We start from the raw sequence: 12,221 nt of genomic DNA, 5'->3' as shown, positions 1-12,221 counted from the left end.
CCGAGCGCGGGATCGGCAAATTATATTGCCGCGGCTCATCGGTCATGCACAGCTATTTCCGCGATCCCGAATCGACCGACGCCTGCCTTTCGGCCGACGGCTGGCTCGATACGGGCGACATGGGCTACGTTTCGGCCGGCTACATCTTCATCGTCGGCCGCGCCAAGGACATGATCATCATCAACGGCCGCAACCACTGGCCGCAGGACATCGAATGGGCGGTCGAGCAAGTGCCCGGGTTCAAGTCGGGCGACATTGCCGCGTTCGCGATCACCGGCCCAAGCGGCGAGGAAACCCCCGCCGTGCTCGTCCACTGCCGGGTCAGCGATCCTGCCGAACGTGGCCGCCTGCGCGACGACATTCGCGAACGCGTCCGCGCGATCACCGGGATCACCCCGGTGGTCGAGCTGGTCCCCCCGCGCACCCTGCCCCGAACCAGCTCGGGCAAGCTCAGCCGCACCAAGGCGCGCAATCTCTACCTCAGCGGCGAAATCGTCCCGTTCGACGTCGCGGCTTAACACTTGCGATTGGCTGGTCGCGCGGCTAGTTGCCCCCTCGGCCTAGGGGTATAGCTCAGTTGGTAGAGCATCGGTCTCCAAAACCGAGGGTCGTGGGTTCGAGTCCCCCTGCCCCTGCCATTGCGACCAATGCTTCTGCCATTGAGAAACGCCGCAGCTTGCCTAAATCACAAGATACGATGTAAGGCGCTGCGACGAGGTCCAGCGGAAAGTCCGCGGGCCTCTTTTTTCTATCCGTTTGCGAACGAGGGCTGACCAAAGTGGCAAAGACTACCCCCGGCGAATTCGTCAATCAGGTCCGTGCCGAGGCCTCCAAGGTCGTCTGGCCGACCCGCAAGGAAACCGTCACCACCGGGATCATGGTGCTGATTATGACCACCTTGCTGGCCATCTTCTTCCTTGGGGTCGATGCCTTCTTCTCGACCATCGTCAAATTCCTGCTCGGCCTGCTCGGCTAACAACAAGGCGCATCGACATGTCCCGCTGGTACATCATCCACGCTTATTCCGGTTTCGAAAACAAGGTGAAGGACCAGATCCTCGCCGACGCGAAGCGCATGGGCCTGACCCAATTAGTCGAATCGGTCGAAGTCCCAACCGAGAAGATCACTGAAATCCGCCGCGGCAAGAAGGTCACTTCAGACCGCAAGTTTTTCCCCGGTTACGTCCTCGCCAAGCTCGCGCTCAACGACGACGTCTATCACCTGGTCAAGAACACCCCGAAGGTGACCGGATTCCTCGGCCCCAATGGCAAGCCCCAGGCGATCAGCGAGGCGGAAGCCGCGCGGATCCTCTCGACCCGCGAAGAAGCCGCGTCCGCCGCGCCCAAGCAGAAGGTCAAGGTCGATTATGAGATCGGCGACAATGTGAAGGTGCTCGACGGCCCGTTTGCGTCATTCAACGGCATCGTCGAGGAACTCGATTTCGACCGCAGCCGGGTCAAGGTCAGCGTCTCGATCTTCGGCCGCGCGACCCCGGTCGAGCTCGAATTCGAACAGGTTGAGCGCGTCAAATAAGGTGCGCTCCATCGCGACAATGACGAAGGCGGTCCTCGCGGGCCGCCTTTTTCGCGTCGGGCTTCCATTGCCGCTGCGCCGTGCCACATAAAGGGGCAAGGAGACTTTCTTCATGGAATCGATTGCCGGCGACCTGCGGGTGATGCCCCGCACCCCGCCCGCAGCAATCGCCGACCGCGACGCCGCGGACCAACAACAGGGGTCGAAATCATGACCGCGATCGACGCGTGGCACGCTTATGTTCGCTCGCCCGATGCGGCCGCGCTAAGCGCTCTGCTTGATTCCGAAGCGACCTTCGACAGCCCGATTGTTCATAAAACGCAGCACGGCAAGTCAATCACGGCTGCTTATCTCACCGCCGCGACACAGGTGCTGGGCACCGCCGACTTTCGCTACATCGGGGAATGGCGCTCCGACACCGGCGCGGTGCTCGAGTTTGAAACCGTGATCGACGGAATCACCATTAATGGCGTCGACATCATAAGGCTGACCGACGATAGGCAGCGGATCGCCGCTTTCAAGGTGATGATAAGGCCACTCAAAGCGGTCAATCTCGTCCACCAGAAAATGGCCGAAATGCTCGCCCGCTCAGGCTGACTGCGTCCACAAGGCGCCCAGCTTCAAATCGAGCGAATCCGGCGTGAACGGATCCAATCCCGATCCCGGATAGAGGCAACATTCGCCAAAGCTGAGCGCTCCATTTTCGCAATAAAAATCGACCCGCAAGAATGGCTCGTCGCCCGCCATCGTTTCCGCCGCCGCAAGCATTTCTGCGAGGCAATCGGGCTTCCTGGCATCGATCGGATCGTCCGAGAGCGGCATCCAGTCGCGGTCGAATTGGGTCCAGCGATGATCTGCCCCGCGCCCGGCGTGAACTTGCACCAACGCGGCCCGACCGCCAAACACGTAAACCTTGTAATCCATCGGCAGCTTAGGCCCGCCGATATAGGGCTCGACCAGCACCAGCCGCCGCGCCGCGCCATAATGCCATTCATCCAGCAATCCACCATAGGCGCGCTTGAGCCAGCGCGGCGCGGCGGCCTTCGCCCTGTCGTAATCGGCGTTGGTGCGGACCACGACAAATTGACCGCAGCCGTGGTTGGCCTTGACGATGAACGGCATCTTCCATGGCGCGACCTCGGGCAATGCTTCGCCGAGCCAAAGCGTCGGTATCGTCCGCGCCGAGCCAAGCCGCGCCTCCGCAATTGCCTTCGAATGCGCCTTGTCCGTCAGAAGCGCGAGACTGTGGGAGCGGTCATTGAGTTTGCGCCACTGGACCCATTCGGTGAACCGCACTGGCGCATCGAGATCGGGCCAGCGCCCGTGCCGCCAGCGATACAATAAGGCCACCCGCAACCGCGCCCATGACGCGGCCGGGAGTACAATCGGGAATGGCGGCGCGAGCGCAAGCGCGTTCACCCGATTTCCCACTGGATCGGCTTGAACGACCCGCCGTTCGACTGCAGCGCCGAGCAAGCGGTCAGCCCGATGATCAGGTCCATCCTGGCCTCAAACACAATCCGGTCGCCGGCTTTGCTCAGCGGCGGCAGCACCTTGATCTCGCCAGTGTCGCCATTGACCGGTACATTCATGAAGCAATTGAATGCGGTCGGGATCATGTCCTCGGTCACTCCGTACGGGGCGAAAGCCACCGCGAGATTGCCGAAGCAACCGCGATGCGGCTCGGCGTCGCCATAGATGATCCGGAACATCTCCTTGCTGCACGGGGTGAGCAGGAAATCATGCCGCCCGACGTCATCCTCGACAATAGCGAGCATCACGTTCGACCGGTTAGAATATAGCGGATCGCCCTTGGTCAAATAGATGCGGCTCGCATAGTCGATCGTCCGCCCCGCGCTGATCACTTCGCCGACATCGTCGCGGTTGAACGCCAGCAAGTCGGCCACTTGCCCGCCAAGCGGATCGATCACCGACAATCGCTGGCCCGCGTCGAGCGCGAAGGCGACCCCGCTGCGGGGCGCAATTTCATGCGGCATCTTGCGTATCCGTTCGGCCGCTAAACGGGCACTTCCACGCATCGGACACCGCCCGCCCACTATATTGGCGAGCAGCGCTGATGGTGCCGTGCGGCGCGAGCATCGGGTTGATCGATCCCGCCAGCCGGACATCTCGATCCAGGATTGTGCCGCGCAATTTGTCATAACGTCCTTTGGCGCGGAGCCGCTCGAACTGGTCGTGCAGATTGAACACCATTACTGGCTTTTCGAACCGTCGCGCCGGGCGACTGGACAGAGGATGGAGGCCGACGACGAAAAATGCTTCGCCGCCAAAGCTCATCGCGAAATGGGGGTCATCGGGATCATGCTTCACGCGCGGATCTGCTGGCTGGCCGAGCCATTCGTCCTTGTCGCTGAGCGATTGCAGCCGCGCCCATAATCCCCGCTCGAACTCCGCCTCGCCGGACGGTGCACCGGTTTCGAAGATCACCACCAGGGACTGGAACGGGATGGGGTCCGCGCGGTAGGATTTGGCGAGGTCGAGCAGGCCGGGCATGATCCGCAAATCGTCCCAGCCCGAGCGGAAATCGCGCGCCACGACGAACCGCATGCCGTCGCGATTAAGCGCGGCCTTGGCCCCGACGCAGGGGAATTCGGGCTTGCTGATGAACGCGGCAAAACGACGCGCCAGTAGGTGGGCCTGATCCTGGGGAGCATTCAACATTCCGGCTTAACGACAAGCTGCTGATCGGGTTGCATAAACGAACTAATTTACCCTCGGGAGTTACTTTTGGGGGAACCGCAAGTCGGTTTCGAGGTTATTGTTTTACCTTTTTACGCGAAATTTGAAGGCCGATGACACACAAGATTCTCATTGTCGAAGACGAAATGCTGGTCGCCCTGGAACTTGAATCGATCCTGTCCGATTCCGGTTTCGAGCCGGTTGGCATTGCTCCCGACCTTAGCACCGCAGAGGAATATTTCGGAGAGACGATCGATCTGGCGCTGGTCGATCTCAACCTGCGCGACGGACTCACCGGTCCCCAAATCGGCAAATTGCTGAGCGAAAAAGGCGTTACCGTCCTGTTCCTGACGGCCAATCCGCGGATGCTCGGTGATGGAATTTCGGGCACGATTGGCGTCCTCACCAAACCGACTGATAGCGAGACGGTGAAAAGTGCCGTCGACTATGCGCTGCGCATCCGCAGCGGCGAAGCCGTCGCTCCGCCCGCCGCACTTAAATTATTCGGCTGAACGCCTAGCGGGCGATCCGTTTGCGCTGCACCGTGATGGTTGCCGCAAGCCCTTCAGGCCGCCAGGCTCGATCGAAGCGCCCACCCAGTTGATTGACCACGCTCAGCTCCATCAGCTTGGTGCCAAACCCGCTGCGAGCCGGTTCGCCGTCTAGCATCGGGCCACCGGTTTCTTCCCACTCGATACGCAAATCGTCGCCATCCGAACCGGTGCAGATCGTGACCTTGCCGTCACTCGAGCAGAGCGCTCCATATTTCGCCGCATTGGTGGCGAGCTCATGGATCACCAAGGCGATCGGTGTCGCTCCGCGATCATCGATTTTGAAGTCGTCGCCGCTCACGACGATCCGTGCCTGGCCAAGTGCGGGATAGGGTTCAAGAATCTGACGGATGATCCCGTGCAGGCTCTCGGGCAGGTCGGTTGGCCGCGATTCGTCGCTATGCGGGCGAACGAATTCATGGGCTCGGCCGAGCGCCGCAATGCGATGCTTCAAGCTGGCAGCGAAGCCTTCATGCCCCGGGTCCTGGCGCGACGATAGCGACACCAGTCCGGCGATCACCGCAAAGATATTCTTGATCCGGTGGCTTAGCTCGCGGCTTAGAATCTCGTTCTGTTGGGCAACCAATTTGGTCTCATGAATGTCGGTGCAGGTCCCGATCCAGCGGACGATCTGCCCCTCGCCGTCGCGAACCGGCAAGGCGCGGCCGATCGTCCAGCGATACTCGCCGCTGTAGTGGCGCAGCCGATAATCGATTTCATACGGCTCGCCGGTTTCCAGGCAATGCCGCCAGATCGCCCATGCCCGGTCCTGGTCATCGGGGTGGAACATGCCGTTCCACGCTTCCCCATCGGTCGAACCCGCCGGAACACCGGTGAATTCGTACCAGCGTGCGTTGTAATAATCGTGGAATCCATCGGGCAAGGTCGACCATACCATCTGCGGCAATGCATCGGCCATCGTCCGGAACGAGACATCGTGATCGCGCAGCGCGTTGCGCGCGGCGACGAGGCCGGATTCTGCAGAAAAGGTAGTGTCGGTCATCAAGGCTCCGGATCGTTTCGGTATCAGTTACGTTCCCGCCTAACGATGCACATCCTGCTTTGCTCCACGCTTGTGGGTTGCGCGGATTGGTGATCGACCCTAGCGGAGTAAGGGAGGAGCTGCAGAGTCTTGAAGTACGACCGTAGTTCCGTCTGGCTGTTCCTGCTGATCGCGGCATTGCCGTTTTTTCTGTTCATGTCATTCCGCTACGCATTCGTCGCTCAGAACGAGCAGCGCGAACTCCAGCGGCGGGCCTATACCGATTCCCAGCTGATTATAGCACGGTCGGACGCGGTGCTGAGCGAAGCGCTGGCGGTGAGCAAGGCGTTCGCGGTCGACGAGGCAATCCGGTCGGGCAATGCCCGGACCGCGGTCACCCAGGTGCGCGACTTGCTGGCTGCAAGCACTCGCTTCTCGGGCGCCGCGCTTGACGACAATCAGTCGCAGCGCCGCCTGTTTGCTGAGGCGGGAGCTGGTGCTGTGACGGGGCCCTACCTTTTGCCCGGCGCTTATCGGGTCACCTTGGTCAAGACCCCGACGTGCCACTGCGTCGTGGTCAGTCGCGGACTGGTCGATAGCAGCGGCAACCCGCAGACCCTCCATCTCTATATTCCCAATACCACCTTCCTGCGGCTTCTGCCCGTTGCGCAGAATCAATATGCGGTCAGCGCCATTGCCGACCGCCAAGGGGTCTTTATCGCCCGATCGTTGATGGACAACGAACGGTTTGGCACTATCGGCTCCCCTCATCTCCGACGCGCCTCGGCGGCGCTGACCAGGCAAGGCAATTATTCGGGGAAGACGCTCGAAGGCGTGAAAAATTACACCACGTTCGCGGGCTCAGATATCACCGACTGGAAGGCGCATGTCGCGCTGAAGGCGCAGCGGATCGACGATCCGGCGATGGCCTTTCGGGTCGCGATCGGAGTCGCCGTGCTGCTCAGCCTGCTGCTCGCGCTACTGCTGTACCTCGTCGCGCGCCGCCAGATCGATAGTACGCGCGCGCTCACCCGCCGAATCCAGGAAACCCAGAAGCTCGAAGCGCTCGGCCAGCTGACCGGCGGGATGGCGCATGACTTCAACAATCTGCTGACCCCGATCGTCGGCGCGCTCGACCGGCTCAACCGCTCGCCCAACCTCGACGTGCGCGAAAAACGCTTTGCCAAGGGCGCGCTTGAAAGCGCCGAGCGCGCCGCGACATTGACCTCGCAATTGTTGAGCTTCAGCCGCCGCCAGAAGCTGGAGATCATCGTCGTCGACATCGTCCGCGCGCTCGAGGATGTCGCCGATCTCGCCGGCCAAAGCCTTGAGGTGCGTCACATGCTCAATTGGTCGGTCGAGCCGGGAACCCCGCCGATCGCAACCGACAAGGTTCAGTTCGAACTGGCGATACTCAATCTCATCCTCAACGCCCGCGATTCGATGCCCGCTGGCGGAATGGTCGAGGTCCGCGCGGCCAGAATCGATTTTAAGGGGCAGCCGTGGGTTGCCGTGTCGGTTACCGACAGCGGATCGGGGATGGACGCCGATACGCTACGCCGCGCGCAGGAGCCGTTCTTTACCACCAAACCACAGGGCGCCGGCACCGGGCTCGGCCTTGCCCAGGTAGCCGAGGTCGCGCGCCAATCGGGCGGTCATGTCGAAATCGACAGCACGCTTGGTCAGGGCACCATTGTGCGGATGATCCTGCCTGCCGCTGCCGCCGCAGCGGTTTCCGTATCGGTGCCGGCCGCCGGACGCGGGCGCAACCTGCCCGGCGCGCTCAAGCTGCTGATCGTCGATGACAATGCCGACGTCCGCGAAACCTTGGTCCAGATGGTCGAATCCGATGGCCACCGCGTCGAATCGGTCGCCGATGGCCGAACCGCGCTGGCCGCATTGTCGAACCGCAAGCCGGACTTGTTGCTGGCCGATTTCGCGATGCCCGGATTGAGCGGTGCCGACGTGATCGCCCGGGCCAATGAAATCCATCCTGGCCTGCCATGCCTGCTGATCACCGGTTACTGGGACAGCGAGTCGCTGGCGGTGTCCGGCGTGACCTGCCCGATCCTGCGCAAGCCCTTCACTCATGACGCGCTGCGCGACGCGATGGCGGCGGCGCTGGAGGTGTAAGGGCGCGCTGCCCCCTTCCCTTTTCGGCCATCTTCGGTTAGGGGCACCGGCTTCCAACCAGCATTGCTGAGGAAAACCATTGCGGGAGGCAGCGTGCTGCCGTCTGGACCGCTAAACTTGAACCGGGCTGCGGGATCGTTCCAACGCCCTCTACAGAGTGAGACTGATGGCCAAGAAAATTACCGGATATATCAAGCTGCAGGTGCCCGCAGGCGCTGCCAATCCATCGCCCCCGATCGGGCCGGCGTTGGGGCAGCGCGGCGTCAACATCATGGAATTCTGCAAGGCGTTCAACGCCGCCACGCAGGAGATGGAAAAGGCGATGCCGATCCCGACCGTGATCACCGTCTATGCCGACCGCAGCTTCTCGTTCACCACCAAAACGCCACCGGCGAGCTTCCTCATCAAGAAAGCCGCCAAGCTCAAGGCGGGTTCGGCCGAGCCGGGCAAGATCAGCGCCGGCAACATCAAGCGCTCGCAGCTGACCGAGATCGCCGAAATGAAGATGAAGGACCTCAATGCCAATGACATTGAGGCCGCAACCAGGATCATTGAAGGCTCCGCTCGCGCGATGGGCCTCCAGGTAGTGGAGGGTTAAGACCATGGCCAAGCTCACCAAGAAATTGAAGTCGCTCGACGGCAAGGTCGATTCGAACAAGAATTATGGTGTCGCCGAAGCGATCACCCTGGTCCGCAGCCTCGCCACCGCCAAGTTCGACGAGACGATCGAAGTCGCGCTGAACTTGGGCGTTGACCCGCGTCACGCCGACCAGATGGTCCGCGGCGTCGTCAACCTGCCCAAGGGTACCGGCAAGGACGTCCGCGTCGCGGTGTTCGCGCGCGGCGACAAGGCCGAGGAAGCCACCAAGGCCGGCGCGGAAGTGGTTGGTGCAGAAGATCTGATGGAAGCCATTCAGGGCGGCCGCAGCGATTTCGACCGGGTCATCGCCACCCCTGACATGATGGGTGTCGTCGGCCGTCTCGGCAAGGTGCTCGGTCCCAAGGGGATGATGCCCAACCCGAAGCTCGGCACGGTCACCCCGAATGTCGGCGAAGCCGTCCGCCTCGCCAAGGCCGGCCAGGTTGAATTCCGCGTGGAAAAGGCCGGGATCATTCACGCCGGGATCGGCAAGGCGAGCTTCCCCGAAGCCGACCTCAAGGCCAATTTCGACGCCTTCCTCGACGCCATCGTCAAGGCCAAGCCGGCCGGCGCCAAGGGCAAATATGTCCAGAAGGTCGCGCTTAGCTCGAGCATGGGCCCCGGCGTCCGCCTCGACACCGCCGAGATTGCGGGAGTTTAAGGCCAGGCATTTCGCATTGCGACAAACAATCAATCAGGCCGGGGTGGGGACGCCCCGGCCTTTTTGTTGCAGCTTGCCTCGGAAGGGCCGGTCCGTTTAGTGACACCACATGGAGATTGAGGGGGATTATCGCCGGGATGGCTATGCGCTGGTGCGCGAGATGGTGCCGCGCGGTGTCGCACGCGCGCTGATGGCCAGGCTCAAGGCGGATATACCCAAAGGGCCGATCACCCCGCCAAGTGAGAAAATTGAAATCCTCAAACGGCCGGCGTTCGATATTTACGGCAATGCCTATCCGCCGATGCAGGCATTCCTGTGGGCACTGACCCCGGCGATGGAAATCGTCACCGGGCAGCGGCTGGTCCCGACCTACGACTATTTCCGAATCTATCGCGAGGGCGACATTTGCCGCGTCCACCGCGATCGCCCGGCGTGCGAGCATAGCTTGTCGCTGACGCTCGATTATAGCGACGATGTGCCGTGGGCGCTTGAGATCGGTGCCTCGGGCATGGACGGCCCCGACAACAATAATAACGCCGATGATTTCGGAACCGAACAGAGCCTGACGATGGCGATGAAGGTCGGCGATGCCGTCGCTTATCGCGGGGTCACCCATCGTCACGGGCGGACCCAGCCCAACCCCAATGCGTGGTCGGCGCACCTGTTCCTCCACTGGGTCGACCCCGATGGCCCGTTTGCCAATCAAGCGTTTGACGGCGCGGGCGAGCCCAAGCCGGTCAATTTCACCTTTGCGGAAAGTGCGGCCATCGCATGAGCGGAAAATCGATCCTCAGCTGGCAGCAATATGAGACCGCGCTCGACCCGCTGACCAAGGAATTGAGCGACGCCGCGCGCTGGATCCAGGAGACCGGGCAGCGCGTCGTGATCCTGTTCGAAGGCCGCGATACCGCCGGCAAGGGCGGTTCGATCGACATGTTCGCGCGCACCCTCAACCCGCGCCAGTGCAAGGTCGTCGCTTTGTCCGCACCGTCGAAGCGCGAGCAGGGGCAATGGTATTTCCAGCGTTACGCCGAGCATTTCCCGTCAAGGGGCGAAATCACCTTGTTCGACCGCAGTTGGTATAATCGCGCCGGGGTCGAAAAAGTGATGGGCTATTGCACCGAGGATCAGGCCGACGCCTTCCTCCGCGCGACCCCCGAATTCGAACGGCATTTGGTCGAAGACGGGATGCTGTTGTTCAAATATTGGCTGTGCGTCGATCAGGACAATCAGGAAGAACGCTTCACCAACCGGCTCAACAATCCGCGCCGGCGGTGGAAATTGTCACCGATCGATATTGAATCGCGCACCCGCTACGACGCGTATACCGACGCTCGCGAGAAGATGCTCGCCGCCACCCACAAGGATTGGGCACCGTGGACGCTGATCGATTTCAACGACCAGGCGGTCGGCCGGTTGACCCTGCTCCGCGACCTGCTCGACCGCTTGCCCGACACCGAACTGCCGGCCCCCGACCTCGACTGGCCCGGGCTTACGCACAAGCCACAGCGGGAAAAATATGGCGTGCTCCACCCGATCGAAAATTACCCGGTCAAACTCGCCTGATCACGACACTTGCGCCAGCGCAAGATTCGCCTAGCCTTTGCGCCACATGTGATTGCCAGGGGGCCGACCATGCCAGCAAGCAGACTGATTACACAGCTCATCATTTACTATCTCGTGCTGGTCGGCGGGATGTGGGCGGTGCTGACCATCAACCCCGATTTGCGTGGTTACCTTCCCATTGGCGGAGCCGAGGCGCTGATCAAGGGCGCGGGCAAATCGAGCACGCTCGAGGCGGCGGCGACGGCGGCCAGCGTCAAGACGCTCGGCGCCAGTCTCGGCTGGATGGGGGTCGCGATCCTCGGCGCGCTGGTCACCGCGCTTCCGGTCAGCTGGGTCTATATGGCAACCCGCACCTCGGAAGAATATGACCAGTCGCTGATCAGCTCGATCCTGATCCTGCCGGTGGTCGTGACCTCGATTGTGATCGTCGTCCAGGGCAGCCTGGCGTTGGCCTTTGCGCTGGGCGGGATTGCGGGGGCGGTGCGGTTCAAGAACAGCCTCAAGAGCTCGGGCGACGCGCTCTACATCTTGTTGTCGGTCGGGATCGGCCTCGCCTCGGGGATTGGTGCGGTCGAACTTGCGTTTGTGATGAGCTTCGCCTTCAATCTGTGCTTCGTCATCCTGTGGATCACCGAATATGGCGAACGCGAAGGCATGAAGCGCTACATGACTGACTTCGATCCGCTCAAGGGCCCGACCAGCGCACCGGTCGGATCGGCCCCGGTCGGTGGTCCGCCAATGGTTGAGGATGCGGTACCCGGCTCAAAGCCGCCACCCGCACCCTAAAGGCAGTTTTTGACCAACTTCGCCTCGACGCTGGCATCGGTGGCGATATCGGCAAAGAAACCGCCGAGATAATTGGTCGCCTTATTGGCTGTTTTCGGGTCGATTCCAGGCACGGTCGCGAAGGTCGCTAGCAGCGGACCCTGGCGCGCCCGGACTGTGCTGATCGCGGCCCGCGCCTCGGCATTGAACCGGCAGAAACCGCGATAGCGGCGCTGGCGGACACTGGTGACGTTGATCGAATCCGGCGGGGTGGCATAAGGCGTATCGACCAGTCCCGAGAAATCCCAGTCGTAAGGCACCGGCACCAGGCCCGCCGGTCCCGGCCCGATCAGCGGATTATTGTGACAGCAATTGCTTCCGCCCGGCCCCGCCTGCATCGCCCAGTCGAGATTGCCGATCATATATTCGAACACCCCGACCCGGCCCGAATCCACCGCGCTCAACTGTGATACCGCGATCCGGTCACCGACCTTGGCTTCGCGCATCCCGTTGCGGCGGGCGACGTCGTCAACGTCCTCGAGGAAGAATCCGATCCGCGAAATAATCGGCCGACCCGCCGCATCGACATAATCGATCTTGGCCAGCCGCGCCCCAAAGCTCAACGGTGTCAGTTGGTTGTACAATTTGTAGGTGGCATATTCCATCAGCACATATTGCTGGAAACTCTCC

15 protein-coding genes, 1 tRNA gene and 1 pseudogene are annotated in these 12,221 nt (G+C 61.8%); 12 read left to right on the top strand and 5 right to left on the bottom strand.

Annotated elements, in window-relative coordinates; genetic code table 11:
- The 5 genes and pseudogenes from RMN73_RS00835 to RMN73_RS00815 form a co-directional block, all read left to right on the top strand.
- Window positions 1-518: pseudogene (locus RMN73_RS00835) on the top strand (AMP-binding protein); the annotation flags it as partial.
- Between the two features lie 44 nt (window positions 519-562).
- A tRNA-Trp gene (locus tag RMN73_RS00830) sits at window positions 563-638 on the top strand.
- Window positions 639-778: 140 nt separating this feature from the next.
- On the top strand, window positions 779-976 hold the full coding sequence (secE, locus tag RMN73_RS00825) for a preprotein translocase subunit SecE (protein ID WP_309601423.1): 198 nt from the start codon (window positions 779-781) through the stop codon (window positions 974-976).
- A gap of 17 nt (window positions 977-993) precedes the next feature.
- A complete protein-coding gene (nusG, locus tag RMN73_RS00820) occupies window positions 994-1,533 on the top strand; it encodes a transcription termination/antitermination protein NusG (protein ID WP_309601422.1) in 540 nt (179 codons plus the stop codon).
- A 210-nt stretch (window positions 1,534-1,743) separates the two neighbouring features.
- Entirely contained in the window at window positions 1,744-2,130 is a 387-nt protein-coding gene (locus RMN73_RS00815; RefSeq protein ID WP_309601421.1) for a nuclear transport factor 2 family protein, read from the top strand.
- Here RMN73_RS00815 and RMN73_RS00810 read toward each other — a convergent pair.
- From RMN73_RS00810 to gntA, 3 genes are read right to left on the bottom strand one after another with little or no spacing between them, the layout of a single operon-like run.
- Complete coding sequence (locus RMN73_RS00810; protein WP_309601420.1) at window positions 2,122-2,952, bottom strand: ATP-grasp fold amidoligase family protein; 831 nt, start codon at window positions 2,950-2,952, stop codon at window positions 2,122-2,124. The two genes, RMN73_RS00815 and RMN73_RS00810, sit on opposite strands and share 9 nt — an antisense overlap.
- The gene (locus RMN73_RS00805; RefSeq protein ID WP_309601419.1) at window positions 2,949-3,530 is read right to left on the bottom strand and encodes an urea carboxylase-associated family protein; all 582 of its coding nucleotides are present in this window, start codon (window positions 3,528-3,530) and stop codon (window positions 2,949-2,951) included. Before RMN73_RS00805 ends, RMN73_RS00810 begins: the two co-directional genes overlap by 4 nt.
- Entirely contained in the window at window positions 3,520-4,215 is a 696-nt protein-coding gene (gene gntA, locus RMN73_RS00800) for a guanitoxin biosynthesis heme-dependent pre-guanitoxin N-hydroxylase GntA (protein WP_309601418.1), read from the bottom strand. The genes RMN73_RS00805 and gntA overlap by 11 nt, the downstream gene beginning before the upstream one ends.
- A 131-nt stretch (window positions 4,216-4,346) precedes the next feature.
- Here gntA and RMN73_RS00795 point away from each other — a divergent pair, with 131 nt between their 5' ends.
- Complete coding sequence (locus RMN73_RS00795) at window positions 4,347-4,745, top strand: response regulator (RefSeq protein ID WP_309601417.1); 399 nt, start codon at window positions 4,347-4,349, stop codon at window positions 4,743-4,745.
- A 4-nt stretch (window positions 4,746-4,749) separates the two neighbouring features.
- Here the strand turns inward: RMN73_RS00795 and RMN73_RS00790 are convergent, their stop codons facing one another.
- Complete coding sequence (locus RMN73_RS00790; protein ID WP_309601416.1) at window positions 4,750-5,787, bottom strand: PAS domain-containing protein; 1,038 nt, start codon at window positions 5,785-5,787, stop codon at window positions 4,750-4,752.
- A gap of 129 nt (window positions 5,788-5,916) precedes the next feature.
- On the opposite strand from RMN73_RS00790, the gene RMN73_RS00785 reads away from it, so the two are divergent.
- The 6 genes from RMN73_RS00785 (at window position 5,917) to RMN73_RS00760 (ending at window position 11,552) form a co-directional block, all read left to right on the top strand.
- Window positions 5,917-7,899 carry an ATP-binding protein gene (locus RMN73_RS00785; protein ID WP_309601415.1) on the top strand — a complete coding sequence of 661 codons (1,983 nt, stop codon included), beginning with the start codon at window positions 5,917-5,919 and terminating at the stop codon, window positions 7,897-7,899.
- Window positions 7,900-8,065: 166 nt separating this feature from the next.
- Complete coding sequence (gene rplK / locus RMN73_RS00780; protein ID WP_309601414.1) at window positions 8,066-8,497, top strand: 50S ribosomal protein L11; 432 nt, start codon at window positions 8,066-8,068, stop codon at window positions 8,495-8,497.
- A 4-nt stretch (window positions 8,498-8,501) separates the two neighbouring features.
- Window positions 8,502-9,200 (top strand): 50S ribosomal protein L1, encoded by a 699-nt coding sequence (gene rplA / locus RMN73_RS00775; RefSeq protein WP_309601413.1) that lies wholly within the window; start codon window positions 8,502-8,504, stop codon window positions 9,198-9,200.
- A gap of 109 nt (window positions 9,201-9,309) precedes the next feature.
- Window positions 9,310-9,975: a hypothetical protein gene (locus RMN73_RS00770; RefSeq protein ID WP_309601412.1), complete on the top strand. Its 666-nt coding sequence runs from the start codon at window positions 9,310-9,312 to the stop codon at window positions 9,973-9,975.
- Window positions 9,972-10,766 (top strand): polyphosphate kinase 2, encoded by a 795-nt coding sequence (ppk2, locus tag RMN73_RS00765; RefSeq protein WP_309601411.1) that lies wholly within the window; start codon window positions 9,972-9,974, stop codon window positions 10,764-10,766. The genes RMN73_RS00770 and ppk2 overlap by 4 nt, the downstream gene beginning before the upstream one ends.
- 69 nt (window positions 10,767-10,835) lie before the next feature.
- Window positions 10,836-11,552 (top strand): DUF4956 domain-containing protein, encoded by a 717-nt coding sequence (locus tag RMN73_RS00760; RefSeq protein ID WP_309601410.1) that lies wholly within the window; start codon window positions 10,836-10,838, stop codon window positions 11,550-11,552.
- On the opposite strand, the gene RMN73_RS00755 is transcribed toward RMN73_RS00760, so the two are convergent.
- A partial coding sequence (locus RMN73_RS00755; RefSeq protein WP_309601409.1) for a hypothetical protein occupies window positions 11,549-12,221 on the bottom strand: 673 nt, incomplete at its 5' end. The two genes, RMN73_RS00760 and RMN73_RS00755, sit on opposite strands and share 4 nt — an antisense overlap.

Source organism: Sphingomonas sp. (genome assembly GCF_031372575.1).
In the GTDB taxonomy this organism is placed as follows: Bacteria; Pseudomonadota; Alphaproteobacteria; order Sphingomonadales; family Sphingomonadaceae; genus Sphingomicrobium.
The sequence above is the reverse complement of the archived record's forward strand: the minus strand, read 5'-3'. Positions and strand labels throughout refer to the sequence as shown.

What these genes read in the sequence shown, in the direction of transcription:
- nusG (WP_309601422.1), top strand. Translation starts at nt 994, where the DNA reads ATGTCCCGCTGGTACATCATCCACGCTTATTCCGGTTTCGAAAACAAG.
- RMN73_RS00815 (WP_309601421.1), top strand. Translation starts at nt 1,744, where the DNA reads ATGACCGCGATCGACGCGTGGCACGCTTATGTTCGCTCGCCCGATGCG.
- RMN73_RS00805 (WP_309601419.1), bottom strand. Translation starts at nt 3,530, where the DNA reads ATGCCGCATGAAATTGCGCCCCGCAGCGGGGTCGCCTTCGCGCTCGAC.
- gntA (WP_309601418.1), bottom strand. Translation starts at nt 4,215, where the DNA reads ATGTTGAATGCTCCCCAGGATCAGGCCCACCTACTGGCGCGTCGTTTT.
- RMN73_RS00795 (WP_309601417.1), top strand. Translation starts at nt 4,347, where the DNA reads ATGACACACAAGATTCTCATTGTCGAAGACGAAATGCTGGTCGCCCTG.
- RMN73_RS00790 (WP_309601416.1), bottom strand. Translation starts at nt 5,787, where the DNA reads ATGACCGACACTACCTTTTCTGCAGAATCCGGCCTCGTCGCCGCGCGC.
- rplK (WP_309601414.1), top strand. Translation starts at nt 8,066, where the DNA reads ATGGCCAAGAAAATTACCGGATATATCAAGCTGCAGGTGCCCGCAGGC.
- rplA (WP_309601413.1), top strand. Translation starts at nt 8,502, where the DNA reads ATGGCCAAGCTCACCAAGAAATTGAAGTCGCTCGACGGCAAGGTCGAT.
- RMN73_RS00770 (WP_309601412.1), top strand. Translation starts at nt 9,310, where the DNA reads ATGGAGATTGAGGGGGATTATCGCCGGGATGGCTATGCGCTGGTGCGC.
- ppk2 (WP_309601411.1), top strand. Translation starts at nt 9,972, where the DNA reads ATGAGCGGAAAATCGATCCTCAGCTGGCAGCAATATGAGACCGCGCTC.
- RMN73_RS00760 (WP_309601410.1), top strand. Translation starts at nt 10,836, where the DNA reads ATGCCAGCAAGCAGACTGATTACACAGCTCATCATTTACTATCTCGTG.